The 13,823-nt window shown below is 64.8% G+C and carries 13 protein-coding genes, 1 tRNA gene and 1 pseudogene; 5 read left to right on the top strand and 10 right to left on the bottom strand.

The genetic code is table 11. The annotated features are described in order from the left end of the window. The first annotated feature begins 119 nt into the window (after window positions 1–119). A complete protein-coding gene (locus LVJ94_45775) occupies window positions 120–560 on the top strand; it encodes a hypothetical protein (GenBank protein ID WXB04202.1) in 441 nt (146 codons plus the stop codon). A gap of 205 nt (window positions 561–765) precedes the next feature. Here the strand turns inward: LVJ94_45775 and LVJ94_45770 are convergent, their stop codons facing one another. Next, window positions 766–1,671 (bottom strand): LysR family transcriptional regulator, encoded by a 906-nt coding sequence (locus tag LVJ94_45770; protein WXB04201.1) that lies wholly within the window; start codon window positions 1,669–1,671, stop codon window positions 766–768. 94 nt (window positions 1,672–1,765) lie between these two features. Between LVJ94_45770 and LVJ94_45765 the strand changes: the two genes are divergently transcribed. Beyond that, window positions 1,766–2,815, top strand: a complete 1,050-nt coding sequence (locus LVJ94_45765; GenBank protein WXB04200.1) for an NAD(P)-dependent alcohol dehydrogenase — start codon at window positions 1,766–1,768, stop codon at window positions 2,813–2,815. Window positions 2,816–2,859: 44 nt separating this feature from the next. Here LVJ94_45765 and LVJ94_45760 read toward each other — a convergent pair. Both LVJ94_45760 and LVJ94_45755 read right to left on the bottom strand, forming a co-directional pair. Then, a tRNA-Lys gene (locus LVJ94_45760) sits at window positions 2,860–2,932 on the bottom strand. A 119-nt stretch (window positions 2,933–3,051) separates the two neighbouring features. Beyond that, on the bottom strand, window positions 3,052–4,017 hold the full coding sequence (locus LVJ94_45755) for a hypothetical protein (GenBank protein WXB04199.1): 966 nt from the start codon (window positions 4,015–4,017) through the stop codon (window positions 3,052–3,054). A 104-nt stretch (window positions 4,018–4,121) separates the two neighbouring features. Here LVJ94_45755 and LVJ94_45750 point away from each other — a divergent pair, with 104 nt between their 5' ends. Further along, entirely contained in the window at window positions 4,122–4,748 is a 627-nt protein-coding gene (locus LVJ94_45750; GenBank protein WXB04198.1) for a methyltransferase domain-containing protein, read from the top strand. A gap of 7 nt (window positions 4,749–4,755) precedes the next feature. Here the strand turns inward: LVJ94_45750 and LVJ94_45745 are convergent, their stop codons facing one another. The 7 genes from LVJ94_45745 to LVJ94_45715 all read right to left on the bottom strand — a co-directional run bounded on the left by LVJ94_45745 (window position 4,756) and on the right by LVJ94_45715 (window position 10,944). Then, entirely contained in the window at window positions 4,756–6,222 is a 1,467-nt protein-coding gene (locus LVJ94_45745) for a methyltransferase domain-containing protein (protein ID WXB04197.1), read from the bottom strand. A 31-nt stretch (window positions 6,223–6,253) separates the two neighbouring features. After that, window positions 6,254–6,913, bottom strand: coding sequence for a transaldolase (locus tag LVJ94_45740; protein ID WXB04196.1), 660 nt, complete (start codon window positions 6,911–6,913; stop codon window positions 6,254–6,256). A gap of 142 nt (window positions 6,914–7,055) precedes the next feature. After that, window positions 7,056–7,694 (bottom strand): HAD-IIIA family hydrolase, encoded by a 639-nt coding sequence (locus tag LVJ94_45735; protein ID WXB04195.1) that lies wholly within the window; start codon window positions 7,692–7,694, stop codon window positions 7,056–7,058. Further along, complete coding sequence (locus LVJ94_45730; GenBank protein WXB04194.1) at window positions 7,676–8,275, bottom strand: SIS domain-containing protein; 600 nt, start codon at window positions 8,273–8,275, stop codon at window positions 7,676–7,678. Before LVJ94_45730 ends, LVJ94_45735 begins: the two co-directional genes overlap by 19 nt. 22 nt (window positions 8,276–8,297) lie before the next feature. Then, window positions 8,298–9,293 (bottom strand): sugar kinase, encoded by a 996-nt coding sequence (locus LVJ94_45725; GenBank protein WXB04193.1) that lies wholly within the window; start codon window positions 9,291–9,293, stop codon window positions 8,298–8,300. Next, complete coding sequence (locus LVJ94_45720; GenBank protein WXB04192.1) at window positions 9,290–10,009, bottom strand: NTP transferase domain-containing protein; 720 nt, start codon at window positions 10,007–10,009, stop codon at window positions 9,290–9,292. Before LVJ94_45720 ends, LVJ94_45725 begins: the two co-directional genes overlap by 4 nt. Then, window positions 10,006–10,944: an NAD-dependent epimerase/dehydratase family protein gene (locus LVJ94_45715; GenBank protein ID WXB04191.1), complete on the bottom strand. Its 939-nt coding sequence runs from the start codon at window positions 10,942–10,944 to the stop codon at window positions 10,006–10,008. The genes LVJ94_45720 and LVJ94_45715 overlap by 4 nt, the downstream gene beginning before the upstream one ends. Before the next feature lie 76 nt (window positions 10,945–11,020). Here LVJ94_45715 and LVJ94_45710 point away from each other — a divergent pair, with 76 nt between their 5' ends. Together LVJ94_45710 and LVJ94_45705 are read left to right on the top strand one after the other, a co-directional pair. After that, the gene (locus LVJ94_45710; GenBank protein ID WXB04190.1) at window positions 11,021–13,102 is read left to right on the top strand and encodes a hypothetical protein; all 2,082 of its coding nucleotides are present in this window, start codon (window positions 11,021–11,023) and stop codon (window positions 13,100–13,102) included. Between the two features lie 79 nt (window positions 13,103–13,181). Beyond that, window positions 13,182–13,769: pseudogene (locus LVJ94_45705) on the top strand (D-sedoheptulose 7-phosphate isomerase). The last annotated feature ends 54 nt before the right edge of the window (window positions 13,770–13,823 follow it).

Below are 13,823 nucleotides of genomic sequence, written 5' to 3'. Positions count from 1 at the left end.
CCACCACTAACGCGACGAGTCAAGCACAGCCTTGCAGGCGCATGCACATGCCGACAAGGTGTGCTATCGCCGAACCATCCTTCTTACGACCTATCAGACCACGAAAGGTGGAAGTCCCGATGCCGAAGCTCCCTGAAGTACTCACCAGCGAAGCGAAAAAGACCGCCGTCGTCGACGATTGCCTCGCGCTCATCGACGCCGAAGTGGCGGACAAGTCCGGCATCTCGGGGCTCGCCATCAAGGCGGGTTATGCGGCGGTCAAAGGGGTCAAGCCGGGGTTCATCAAGCAAGTCGTAGGCGATCTTCTGCCCGAGTTCGCCGACGCGCTCGACCCGCTGTACCAACAGGCTCAGACCGAGAACAAGCCGGTCGCGGCCTTCTTCGATGCCAACACGAGCAAGGTGGCCGACGCCCTTCTCGCCATCACCGATGCGAAGGCGCAGAAGTCGAAGAGCGGCGTGGTGAAGGGCACGTACGACAAGCTTCGCGGTACCGCAAAGAAGAACGTCGAAGCCGCCGTCCCGCGCCTCGGCAAAATGATCGAGAAGCACTCGAACTAGGCTCGCTCGGCAGAAACTGGCACCACCGCTCTCTGGCGTGACCCTGAATGTTGAACAGGGAGATCGGGAGGTCGGGAGCAGTGAATTTTGTACTGAACCGAGCGGTGCGCGTCGAGCCAACCCAAAGATCTCTGGATCTCTCGATCTCCCGATCTCCCTGTTCAAATTCAATCGACGATCTTGCCGATAGGCCGATCGGCCATAGCTAGCGGCTGCGGGCCATGGTCTCGCGGGCGGTGTCGATGAAGGCGCGAAAGGCTGGCGAGACCTGCGTGCGGCTCGGAAAATAGAGGAAAAAACCAGGAACGGAGGCCGCGTAGTCCTCGAGGACGATCTGCAGGCTTCCGTTTTTGAGCTGTGCGGTCATATCCGGCTCGAAGATGTAGCCGAGCCCGATCCCTGCCTCGGTCAGTGAGAGAACGACGCGCTCGTCGTTGGTGATGTACGTACCGCGCACGGGCACGCGCCACGTGCGCTTGCCGCGCTCGAGGTCCCAGGGCCAGATCCGCCCCGTGTTCGGCGAGCGGTAGCAGATGCAGTTGTGTGCGGCGAGATCGCGCGGTGTCTGGGGGGCGCCGCGCTTCTTCACGTAGCGCGGTGAGGCGCCGACGACGAAGCGTGCCGCGCCGGTGAGGCGCACGTGCACCATGTCGCGGGCCACGAATTCCTCCAGCGTGATGCCGCCGTCGAAGCCCTCGGCCACGATGTTCGCGCGGCGGTTCTCGACCTGCACCTCCACCTCGATGGCCGGAAAGCGCGCCGCGAAGCGCGGAAGAATCGGCGCGATGACCCGGTCCCACGCCAGGGGAAGCACGGTGAGCCGCACCCGGCCGGTGACCTCGCCGGGCCGCGCGGACGAGCCCTTCAACGCGTCCATCGCCTGCTGGATCCCCGGCCCTGCTTGCTCGAGCAGGCGGCGCCCCGCATCGGTGAGTGATACGCTTCGTGTGGTCCGGGAGAGCAAGGTCACCCCCAGCCGCGTTTCGAGCTGGCGCACCGACTGACTCAGCGACGAAGGCGACACACCAAGCTCCGATGCGGCGGCAGCAAAGCTTTGCCGGCGCGCAACCGCCAGGAACGAGTTCAGGGCATTCAGTGGCGTAAAAGCCATTCGTAAGATTTTCTACATAGCACGTCCGCTCGGTGCGCCTTTTCCACATCGGCCTTCGGGGCCATGCTCCCGCCTCGATAAAGGAGTTCATCACATGTTGAAAACACCGGCATACGCAGCGGCAACGGCGGGGGCAAAACTGGCACCAACGATCATCGAGCGGCGCGATCCCGGTCCGAAGGACGTCCTTCTGGAAATCCTGTATTCGGGCATCTGCCATAGCGACCTTCACCAGGCGCGCGACGAGTGGGGCGGGGCTATTTTTCCGATGGTTCCCGGCCACGAGATCGTCGGCCGCGTGACCCGGGTGGGCAAGGACGTGACGAAGTTCAAGGTCGGCGACATCGGTGCCGTCGGCTGCTTCGTGGACTCGTGCGGGAAGTGCGGCGCGTGCCACGACGACTTGGAGAACTTCTGCGACGAGGGACCGGCGTACACGTACAACAGCACGGAGATGGACCGGAAGACGCCGACCTTCGGCGGCTACTCGTCCCAGATCGTGGTGCGCGACCACTACGTGCTCAAGGTTCCCGCGGGTCTCGATCTGGCGGCGACCGCGCCGCTGCTTTGCGCGGGCATCACCACGTACTCGCCGTTGCGGCAGTTCAATTGCAAAAAGGGCGATCGCGTGGCCGTGGTGGGCCTGGGCGGCTTGGGGCACATGGCGGTGAAGTTCGCCGTGTCGATGGGCGCCGAGGTCACGGTGCTGAGCACCTCGCGCTCGAAGGAGGCCGATGCTCGGAGGCTCGGCGCCCACGCGTTCGAGGTGACGAGTGAGAAGGGCGTCTTCAAGAAGCTGGCCAACCGGTTCAACCTGATCGTCGACACGGTGTCGGCGCCGCACAACTTGAACCAGTATTTTGAAACGTTGCACCACCACGGCACCCTGGCGCTCGTGGGCCTGCCGCCCGAGGCCCTCCCTGTCGAGCCTTTCTCGTTGGTGAGCGGCAACCGCCGCTTCGCCGGCTCGAACATCGGTGGCATCAAGGAGACGCAGGAGATGCTCGACTACTGCGCGTCGCACGGCATCGTCTCCGACATCGAGACCATCCAGGTCCAGCAAGTCAACGAAGCCTACGAACGCCTCGTGAAGAACGACGTGCGTTACCGCTTCGTCATCGACGCCGCCTCGCTCCGCGCGTGACCGACGGCCTGGGGGGGACGTCGGTCGGGGAGGGGAACATCGGGTGGGCTATGATGGACTCGAACCATCAGCCAACGGATTAAGAGTCCGCTGCTCTACCAATTGAGCTAATAGCCCGCTCTCAGAGAAGACGCTGTCTATCCGGTGCGAGCATTCGAGTCAAGCGGTTGTTGCAGCGAGATCGTCGAAGGCTCTGTTTGCAGGCTTTCGCCGCGGAAGAAGATGCTCCCGCCCGCCTAGTGCGGGCGGGCCGAGACCCAGATGTGAGGCGTGTTCGCCCCCGCGTCGCTCGTTCCCTCGGGGCGATCGGAGGTGAGGTAGAGGCGGCAGCTGTCCGAGGAGATCCAGGTGGGCGAGTCGCTGTAGGCCGTGCTGAGGGATGGCACGCGCGTGGGCTTAGAAAAAGTACCCGTCGCGCTCGCGCGCGTGGCCGTCCAGATGTCGTAATCCACGCTCGTTGGCCTCTTGGACGCGAAAAATATCGTGAGCCCGTCCGAGCTGATGACCGGTGAGCCATCGGAGCTCGATCCTTCGCGGAGCTCGCTTTGCGCGGCGGCGGGTTCGAACCCGCCGTCCGAGGCGATGGCGCTGCGGGCGATGCGAGCGTCGGTGCCGCTCCGGAGGCCGAACCACAGCTCGACGTTCTCGCGGACGTACGGTTCCGTGACCCCGTTGACGAACGGCCTCACGGGCTCTTCTTTGGCCGGGCCGAAGGCGCCTCCCGTATCGGAGCGCTCGGCCCGAAACAGCGTTCCGGCGCCGTCGGTGCGACCGCTCACGAAGAAAACCGTTCGGCCGTCCGCACTCACCCAGGGCGTATAGTCACCCTTGCCGCTGTTGACCGCGTCGAACCATGCTTTCGTGGTGAACGGGCTCGAACGATCGGGCCGCGTCGCCGCGACGAGCCCTTTGCCGTCGTCGTAGTAAATCGCCAGCTCGTCGGGCGAGAGCCGGCCTCCGCTCCCTTTGGCCGCGCCCGTCGGTAGACCGGGAACCGTCGTGGGCGCTCCGAAGTCCTTCGAGAGATCGCACGGAGCGGGCGGAACGAGGAGGGTATCGGAACTCGCGTCGGCGGTGCGGAGCGGCTCGTCGTTGTCGCTCGAGGAGCATGCGATGGGGCTCAGGGAGACGCACGTCGCTGCGAAGGCCGTGAGGCCCACAACCCACACGCCGCGGCCCATTCGAAGGCTTTCTCTCGTCATGCATGGACCATCGTCCCTGCGCCGTGGCGCGTTGCGCGACTTCGTGCGGCGAGGCCCCGGTAACCTCCTTGCCTTCCAAGCGGTGCGCGGCTAACTCACTAGCGGTGCGTCTAAGCAACCTGCCCATTTTCCGCTGGCACACCGCCCAGATTCACGTACCGCGCGTGGAGCGCCTCTCGCGCGCCATCACCGAGCTTTCCCCCCGCGGTGCGCGTGCGATGCTCGATGTGGGATGCGGCGACGGCACGCTGGCGCGCGATGTGGCGCAGCGCCTTGGCGTCGAGGAGCTCGTGGGGGTCGACGTGAAGGTCCGCGACGAAGTCGCCATCGACGTCAAGCCTTACGACGGCCGTGTGCTCCCGTTCGACGATGCGTCGTTCGACCTGGTGACCATCGCCGACGTGCTCCACCACGCCGAGTCGCCCGAGGCCGTCGTGGGCGAGGCCATGCGCGTTCTCCGTCCGGGGGGCGCGTTGATCATCAAGGACCACTTTCGCTTCGGCCCGGTGAGCAACGCCACCTTGCTGGCGATGGACATCGTGGGCAACTACGCCGCGGGGGTGCTCGTGCGCGGCAAATACCTGTCCCCGACGGAGTGGGTCACGCTCATCGCCAAAGCGCAGGGGCGCATCGACGACCTGGTGTGGCCGTTCGAGGTGCACTCGCTGCCGTGGCGCATCGTCACGCGCAGCGAGTACCAGTTCCTGATGCGGGTGCGCCCCGCCACGTGAGGGCTTTTCAGCCCGCGACGTGGCGGTAGCGGCGTCCGCTCTGCACGCGCTCGCCCTTGCCCACGGCGGTGGCGATGCGGATGAAGGTCCACGCCGTGCCGCGAAGCTTGGCCAGCTTGGAGACGCCCACGCGCTCGTTGTAGTCGATGGGCACTTCGACGATGTTGTAGTTCGATTTGGCCGGCAGAATGAGCGTGTCCAGCGGGAGGGCATCGCCCGAGCCGTCGAAATCGAACGCGCGGATCACCGACGAGCGATAGCCGCGCATGCCGCTGTGCACGTCCGTCGTGGGGACGCCGTGGACCGCGTACGCCGTGGCGGCGAAGAAGCGGTTTGCGAGGAAGTTCGGCACCGGCATCGCCTTGGGGTAGTGGTACGTGCGGCTCGCATTCACCACGTCCGCGCCCTGCTCGAGCAGGCCGCGAATGCGCGGGATCATCTGCGTGGGGTAGGTGAAGTCGCAGTCGAGGTAGATGAGCGCGTCGCTCTGCTTCGCCGCCTCGTACATCAGCAGCTCCATGGCGGGGCCATGGCCCCGCGGTGGAAGCTGCCGGATGACGCGTGCGCCCTTGGCCGCGGCCAGCTCGGGCGTGCGGTCGCTCGAACCGTCCACGAGCAAGATCTCCGCGTCGGGGGCCACGTCGCGGATCTCGTCGATCATCTTCTCGACGCTCTCCTCTTCGTTGAGCGTGAGCATGCCGACGGTGAGCGAGAGCTTCTTCGTGCGCGGTGGCTTGCGTGCCACGATGACACACTGGAAGGCGAGAAGGCCCGGCGCGCTCTTGGCGACCAGCCCTTCGACCGGACGCACGAACTGCATGTACGCCTGGTAAAGGGACGACTTGCTCAGCGCGAGCGGGTCGACCTCGCCGTTGGATTGCTTCTCGAGCAGCTGCTTGCGAATGAGCGGCTTGGCCGCGCGCACGAGCATCGGGTTGAGATCCACCCGCATGATCTCGAGGCCGGATTCTTCGACGAGGCGCATGGCCGTTTCGCGCGTGAAGAAGCGCAGATGGCTGTCGTCGAGGATGCCGCTCGGCTCGTAGGTGAAGTTGCCCGCGAGCAAACCGAGGCGCACTGTCCACGCGGCCACGTTGGGAAGCGACACGATGACGTGCCCGCCGTCCTCGAGCAGGTTGGACAGGCGCGCCAGCACGGCGAGCGGATTCACGGTGTGCTCGAGCACGTCCGCGAAGAGAATCAAATCGAACTTGCGGCCCTTCAGCGCGTCGAGCACCTCGTCGGTCTCGATGTTGACCGAATAGACCTCGTCGAGCACTTCCCGCGCGCGGGCGGCCGACTCGGGCACGATCTCGATGCCCACGACGTGGGCCCCATGATCGCGTGCGACCTTGCCGTTGGTGCCAATGCCGCACCCCACGTCGAGCACCGTCCGCGGGCGGCCGATGGCGTCCGTCAGGGCGTAGTTGACCTCTTCGACGACGTACTTGGGGACTTTGTTGTCACTGGCCATGTTCGTGCCGCTATACCACGGGTGGCGTCGCCTACTTCTTGCTTCCGCGGTTGCGCCACGCATTGTTGAACTCCTCGATGGTGGATTCGGTGCGGGGATGGTGGACCATCTTGCGCAGAAGCGGCGGAGTGATCGTCGGGATGTGCGCACCCGCCTCCAGCGCCTCGTTGATGTCGAACATGGAGCGCATGGAGCCCACGATGATCTTGGCCGGCAGGCCCTCGCGCTCCAAGATGGTGCGCGTCGAGGAAATGACCGGGCGAACGTCGTAGCCCAGGTCTTTCACGCGGCCGGAGAAGATGCTCACGTACGTGGCCCCCGCCAGCGCGGCGAGGTACGCCTGGTTCATGGCCATCATGCACGTCACGTTGGTCTTGATGCCCTTCTTGGTGAGCGCATGAACGACCCGCAGGCCGTGCTCGCTCATGGGCACCTTGATACAGATTCGCTCGCGATCCCACGCGTGGTAGACGAGGGCCTCTTCGAGCTGCTCGCGCTCGGTCTCGGTCGTGAGCTCGACGGAGACGTCGCCCCAGCTCACCTTGAGAACTTCGCGAATGCGCTCGCCGAGATCGGCATCGGGCGCTTCACGCGCGATGATGAGCGGATTGGTGGTGACGCCTGACAGCACACCCCAGCCATAGAGTTCCTGGATTTCCTTGGGGTCCGAGCTGTCGATGAAAATGGCCATGCACTTTGCTCCAAAGGGAAAGAAGGCGCACTCTAGCACGAGCTAGGGGTGGACCGGATGCGGCGCCGCGCGATGGATGCCCGGGCCTCCTTGCTTCGATCACATTTTCGTCGCCGAAAGGCAATCCGCCCGGACGGCTCGATTACGGCGTATTTGCAATCTTCAACGCCAGGTCGCGTACGGTCGCCCCCGCTAAATCGGGGGGGCGCCGCGTGGACGCGGTCATGCCGTGCGGCGGCCGCAAGGGGCAAAGCTCGCAGCGATTCGGCGCGAAAATGAGCCCTGCGCGGAGTCCTGCGGCGTGGCCGGCCTCCACGTCGGAGGAGGTGTCGCCGAGCATCCAGGACTGCGCCGGATCCAGGGCGAGCTCCTGCATCAAATCGAGCAGAAGCCCCGGTTTCGGCTTACGGCACGGGCATGGGCCGACCAGCGAGGCATCGCCCCCCGCGCCCCCGTCGGGGTGATGCATGCAGGTTGCAACCTTGGCGATCGGGATGCCCCGATCGGCGAGCATCGTCACCAGCGCATCGTTCGTTCGCTCCACGGCGGCGCGCCCGAAGTGGCCCTTGGCGGGGCCAGGCTGGTTCGTGGCGATGGCGAGGACGTAGCCCGCGTCGTGCAGAAGGCGCAATCCCTCTTCCACGCCGGCGAGCAGACGCAGGTGGCTCGGGTGGAAGGCGGTGGTGATGGCGCCGGTTTCTTCGTCGCGGACGACGTCGATCAAGGTGCCATCGCGGTCGAGGATGACGCCGCGACGGAGGTTTACTTTACCGACTCCCATTTCGTGGTCTGCGCTTGAAGCTTGGGATGGCTCACCAGCAAGTGCCAGACGACGGCGCAAAAACCCTCCGTATGCGGGGTGATGCGCTCGCTCGCGACGGTGGGGATGAGCACGCAGACGTCGGCGACTTCCTTCGTGTACCCGCCGTCTCGGCCGACGATGCCGAAGATCTTCGACCCGCGTTCGCGCGCGAGCTCGAGGGAGCGCACCAAGTTCACGGAGACGTTCTTCACGCGGTTTCCGCCGCCCACGGAGAAGACCAGCACGCCGTCACGCTCGTTCAAGCGGGAGACTTTGAGCCACTCGGAGAAGCTGGTGTCCCAGCCCTCGTCGTTCACGCGCGCGGTGAGTTCCGACACGTTGTCGGTGGGGGCGTACGACTCGAGGCCGCAGATCTTGCGAAAGTCGTTCACCGCGTGGCCTGCGTGGCCCGCGGAGCCGCCCACGCCCAGGATGAAGAGGCGGCCACCGGCGGCGCGTACGCCGGCCAGGCCTTCGGCCAGAGCCTCGATGCTCGCGGTGTCCAACTTGCGAATGAGCTCGATGCTCTCGTCGAGAAACGATTCGGTGAATGTCTTCATGGGCAATCGGGAGCTTCCTATGTCACGAGCGGTGGAAGTTCGCAACGATGCGCGCGCCGTCGAAATCGAAACGAAAGCGGAGCGGTTTGAGGCCGCGGCGAACCAGCGCGTCGGAGACGGCCCGGCGATCGCCCGGCCGCGCGTAAAACATGAAGAAGCCACCGCCGCCCGCGCCAATGAGCTTTCCGCCCAGAGCACCGGCTTTGCGCGCGGCCTCGTAATGTTCGTCGATCGTCGGATCGGTCATTTTGGCGGCGAGTTTGCGCTTGTTCGTCCAATGCTCGTGGAGCAGGTCGCCGTAGCGATCCACGTCGCCCTCGAGCAGCAGGCGCTTGGTCTCGTAGCCGAGCTCCTTGATGCGGTGCATGCGTTGGACGGCGCTGTCCTCGTTCTTCTTGATGACCTCGCGCTGCTGCACGAGCACGTCGGACGCCGCGCGCTCCACACCCGAGTAAAAGACGAGCAGGTTGCGTTCGAGCTCGTCGAGCACCTCGAGCTTCACCGGCAGCCGCTCCACGTGCACGGCGCCGTCCTTCTCGAAGGTGAAGGCGGTCACCCCGCCGTACGCGGAGATGTACTGATCCTGCTTCCCGATGGGCTCCTTGAGGATATCCATCTCGATGTGGCACGCCTCGCGGGCCAATTGTTCGCTGGAGACGAATTCGCCTTTGTACGCGTGGAGCGCGTTGAGCAGGGCCACGGTGAAGGAGCTGGAGGAGCCGAGGCCGGAGTTGGCGGGCAAGTCGGCGATGCTCACGAGCTCCACCCCGCGCGAAATGCCGGTGAAGCGAAGGGCCTCGCGGAACAAGCGATGCTGGATCTGATCGACGCGGTCGACGATTTCAGTGTGCGAATACGCGAGACGGATGGTGTCGTAAAAGCGGCTATTGATGGCGACGAAGATGTGCTTGTCGATGGCCGCGGCCACGAGGAAGCCACCGTGCTGCGACGCGTAGCTGGGAAGATCGGATCCCCCGCCGCCAAGGGAAAAACGAACCGGCGCACGCGAAACAATCATGGCGTATTCTTCAACTGAAGGTGGTCGGTCAAGGTGGCCAACCCTTCGGGCGAGCCGATTTCGAAGAACCTTACCCCAGCTGGATAGGCTCGTAAACGCTTCTGCCGGGCGAGCTCCTCTTGGAGAACGGCCAGATCGGCGCGTGCACCCGGTGCCGTTGCCGCCACCACGGTTCGACGCAATGCGATAGCCCCGTAATCGATGTGATCGAACGCCGGATCGCTCACGCCCTTTTGGTAGCGCGCTACCCACGTTCCATCGGTGACGACGTTCGAAGCATCCCACTGGCCTTCGTTCTTGTAGACGCTCATTACGCCGTCGCAGTCCTCGTGCGCCTCGAGGACGCGGAGCGGGGCGGCGTAGTCGAAGGGCAGGTAGCTGTCGCCGTAGGTGACCAGGAACGCGGGCGCCAAAAGATCGAGCGCGTTCCGAATCGCCCCCAGCGTACCGAGCAAGTTCGGCCCTTCGTCGGCGTAGCGCACGGTCAATCCGAAACGGGCCCCATCGCCGACGTGGTCGCGGATGGCATCGCCCAGGTGGGCGATGCACAGAATCACATCGCCATAGCCGCACGACGCGAGCTTCTCGAGCTGCCAATCGATGAACGGGCGCCCTGCCACGTCGAGCATCGCCTTCGGCGTTTTCAGGGTGAACGGGCGCATGCGCGTGGCCAGGCCGCCCGCCAAGATGACCGCTTGCGCGCCGGCGGTGCTCATCCAAAGACTTCCGCAGCGACCTGTTTCACACTCAATTCGACGGCCGCGTCGGAGGTGTGTCGCACGCGGAATCCGAGGGATGCGAGCTTCTCCGGGTTGATGCGCGAGACGGGGACGTCGCCCGGCCAGCCTTGCTTTCCGCCGCCGAATTCGATGCGCGCTGCGGGATTCGGCGAGGCGGCGACGCAGAGTTCGGCGATGCGGGCGACGCTCGTCCAATCCGGCGGGGCCAGGTTGTAGACGTTGAGCGGGTCGGGCCCGTGATCCAGCACGTGAAGAATGCCGGCCGCGCAATCCGTCACATGGAGATACGGCTTGGCCTGGCGCCCGTCGCCGAGCACGTCGAGGTACTCCGGGTGTTCGCGCAGCTTCTTGCAGAAGTCGAGAATCGCGCCATGCGTGCCGCGGGGGCCGACGACGTTGCCGAAGCGCAAGATGTAGCCGCGCAGCTTGAAGCACTCCACGTAGGCCGCGAGCAGCGATTCTCCGGCGAACTTGCTCGCGCCGTAGAGAGAAATGGGAAGGTTGCCCAGGTCGGTCTCGCCACAGGCCGCTGCCGTGTTGCCGTAAACGGTGCCGCTCGAGGAGAAGACGAACTTGGCCACGCCCGCGAGGCGCGCCGCCTCCAGCGCGTTGTAGGTGGCAATGGTGCCCTGCTCGAGGTCGAGCCGCGTGCGCTCGAGGCCCCAGCGCGCCTCGGGATTCGCGGCCAGATGAAACACGACGTCGTGCCCGGCCATGCTGCGGGTCAGCGCATCGAGATCGAGCGCATCGCCCTGCACCAGCGTGGCCTTGCCACTGGCCAGCGGACCTTCGATGAACGCCTGTTTTCCAATGGTGAGGTTGTCGAAAACCGTGACCGATCCACGCTCCACGAGCCGGTCGACCAAATGACTGCCGATGAAGCCGGCCCCGCCAATGACGAAGAAACGCATGGCGCCTGTTTTACGTCGTTTCTTCTCGGGTTGCGCGGTCATTTGCTGCTACGTGCCTTCCTCGACTGGCGATCCCATGCTCCTTGCAAAGTTCCGCGGCGACATCGCTTCCAAATTATGGCTGCATCGCAAGCGCGTGCGACGGATTGCCGTAGCGCCGATAGACCTCTTCATTCTGGTCGCGTACGTCGGTGTCGCGCTTCTTCAACGCTCGTCGCACCGGTTTGCCGGGCTCATCGTGTGGGGCCTGCTGATCGCGCTTTCGTTCGCGGGTTGGGGGGCCGCCCTCGATCGCCTCGTCGTGCGCGGGCGAAGTGCCGACTGGGGGCTGCGTGCGGCCTGGGGAATGGCGCTGTCGATCGTCGCCGGCGGCCTTTTGGCGCTTTTGTCCCTGGTATCGCGCGGAGTCCTGGTCGGGTGGGTCGGCATCGGGCTGGTGTGCTTCATGGTCGACCTCACGAAGCACGGGGCTCGAATCCCCGTTCACCCGAGAAGTATGGGCCGCTGGCTGAAGTACCGGAGCGCCTACGCCGTGGCGTTGCTTCCCATTTGGGGATTGCTCGCCATTCAATATTGTATGTCGCCGGTCCATGCGTCGTTCAATCTCAATGACGACAATGTTTCCTATTTTGCATTGGCGCGCACGCTCATCGACGGCGGCTCCCTGGTCGATCCTTTCAGCCTTCGCCGCTTGAGCGCGTACGGGGGGCAATCCTATCTCCATGCCTTCGTGCTCGCGGTGGGGGACGAGCAAGGCCTGCATTTGATCGACATGGGGCTCGCGCCCATTCTGCTGGCGGGCCTCGTGTTGGGCTATGCGCGGGAGCGTATTCGTCATGCACCGTTCCTCATACTGCCGCTTTTGATCGTGCTCGCGTCGCTGCCGGTTACGCGAATCAACACGGCGAGCGAGATGACCGGCGCGGTCTTGTTTCTTGCGATGTTTCGCACGGTGGATCGTCGGGCGACCCGCCCGGGGGTCGCAACGGCTTTGCCCTTGGCGCTGGTGTGCGCGGCGGCATGCACCCTTCGCCAGAATTACATTCTGACGTGCGGCGTATTTCTCGTTGCGACGTACCTCGCGTTTTCGGTTCGGGGAGCGATTCGAGCGGGCGCCCTCCGGTGGAGCGAGTTCCGAGAAGCCTTCGTGTGCGCGGGCCTTACCTTGGCATTTCTGCTGCCGTGGCTCGTGCTGTCGTATCGCTCCAGCCGCACGTTTCTGTTTCCGATCCTGCCGGGCAATTATCACTCCGAGTACGGTGCATTCGGCTCGGGGCAGGACAAGCTCACCCAGCTGAAGTTTCTTTGGAGTAATGCGACGTACAACGAACCGATACGGACGTTGCCATTCTTCCTTCTGGCGGCCCTCGTCGTGCCCGACGCATCGCCGCGCAAAGGAATCAAATCGCTCTTCGTGGCGGGGGCCCTGGGGTTCTTTGCCATCGTGCGCGGTTTCCCCCTCTCCGATCCGCCGAACATCGGCCGGTACTACTTTGCATCGCTGGTTGCGTGCGTTCTCGCGACGGGGTTGGTCGCGACCGCGGCCTTGGCGGCGAGCGTTCGCCGCAGCGATTCCCGTGCGCTCATTGCCGCCGGGCTCGTGCTTACGGCATCGGTTCTTCAAATTCACGACACGCGAGACTGGATGAAGAACGTGTTCGGCCAATACCTGGACACCATTCGTATCTCGCTCTCGTTACCGCTGACCGATCCTCGGGATCCGATGTACGGCCGGCTGCAGAATGCCGTCCCTGCGGGCGAGAAGCTGCTGGCCATGCTCGATGAACCCTATTTTTTGGATTTTCATCGCAATACGATTTACCTGGTGGACCTCCCCGGTGCGGTGAGTCCGCCGCCCGGCATGCCCCTCGGGAGCGGTCCCGATGCGGCGGCCACGTATTTGCTGAATCAGGGGATTCGCTATTACGCATTCGTCGGAGCGAAGGCGTCGAAGTCGCTTTATCGGCGCGATACGTGGGAGAGGCAAAAGGTGGGGGCCGAACTTATCTGGCGCATTGCGGCGCCCTTTTACCTTGACACCTTTCGGGTCAACGACGAGCTTGCGGCGACTCGCCGCGTTCTCTTCAACGAGAACGGCGTCCTCGTGGTCGACCTGGCAACTCCAGCGACGGCACGGGAGCCCGCGACGACCCCTTGATGGCCGCGGCTCCGGCTAAGCCTGGCGGCCCGTCGGGATTCGACAGCCGCGGGCAGGCACTTTAGACTGGCCAACCCACATGCCTCAGCTAGCTCCCGAGACCGACGACGCCCTGGTGAAAGCGCTCGCTGCGCACGCGCTGCAGGAGGGAGCGCGTCTGCGTCGTGCATTTTTCGAATCGCACGCGGACGAGTTGCTCAAGGCCGCGCGCATCTTTCTGGGGGCCCTCGCGGACGGAAAGAAGGTGCTGGTGTTCGGCAATGGCGGCAGCGCCGCGGATGCGCAACACATCGCCGCCGAGCTCGTGGGGCGCTTCGTCAAGGATCGCCAGTCCCTGCCGGCCATCGCGCTCACGGTGGATACGTCCGCGCTCACGGCCATCGGCAACGACTACGGATTCGAGCAAATCTTCGCGCGGCAGGTTCGCGGCCTCGGGCAGGCGGGCGATGTGGCCATTGCGATCTCCACCAGCGGCACCTCGCCGAACGTCCTGGCGGCCATTCAGGCGGCACGGGAGAAGGGCCTGCACGTCATCGGGCTGACCGGCCGCAAAGGCGGGGTGATGCCGGAGCTTTGCGATGCCTGCCTCGTCGTCCCGTCGAACGATACGGCGCGCATTCAGGAAGTGCACATCACCATCGGCCACATCCTCTGCGCGGCGCTCGAAGCGCACATCGACCCGTCGCCGCGCGAGGCTGCGAAGGTCCGTTCCCGTCCGAAG

The sequence above is a fragment of the Sorangiineae bacterium MSr11367 genome (assembly GCA_037157805.1).
In the GTDB taxonomy this organism is placed as follows: Bacteria; Myxococcota_A; Polyangia; order Polyangiales; family Polyangiaceae; genus Pendulispora; species Pendulispora rubella.
This window is presented reverse-complemented; position numbering and strand designations above follow the sequence as displayed.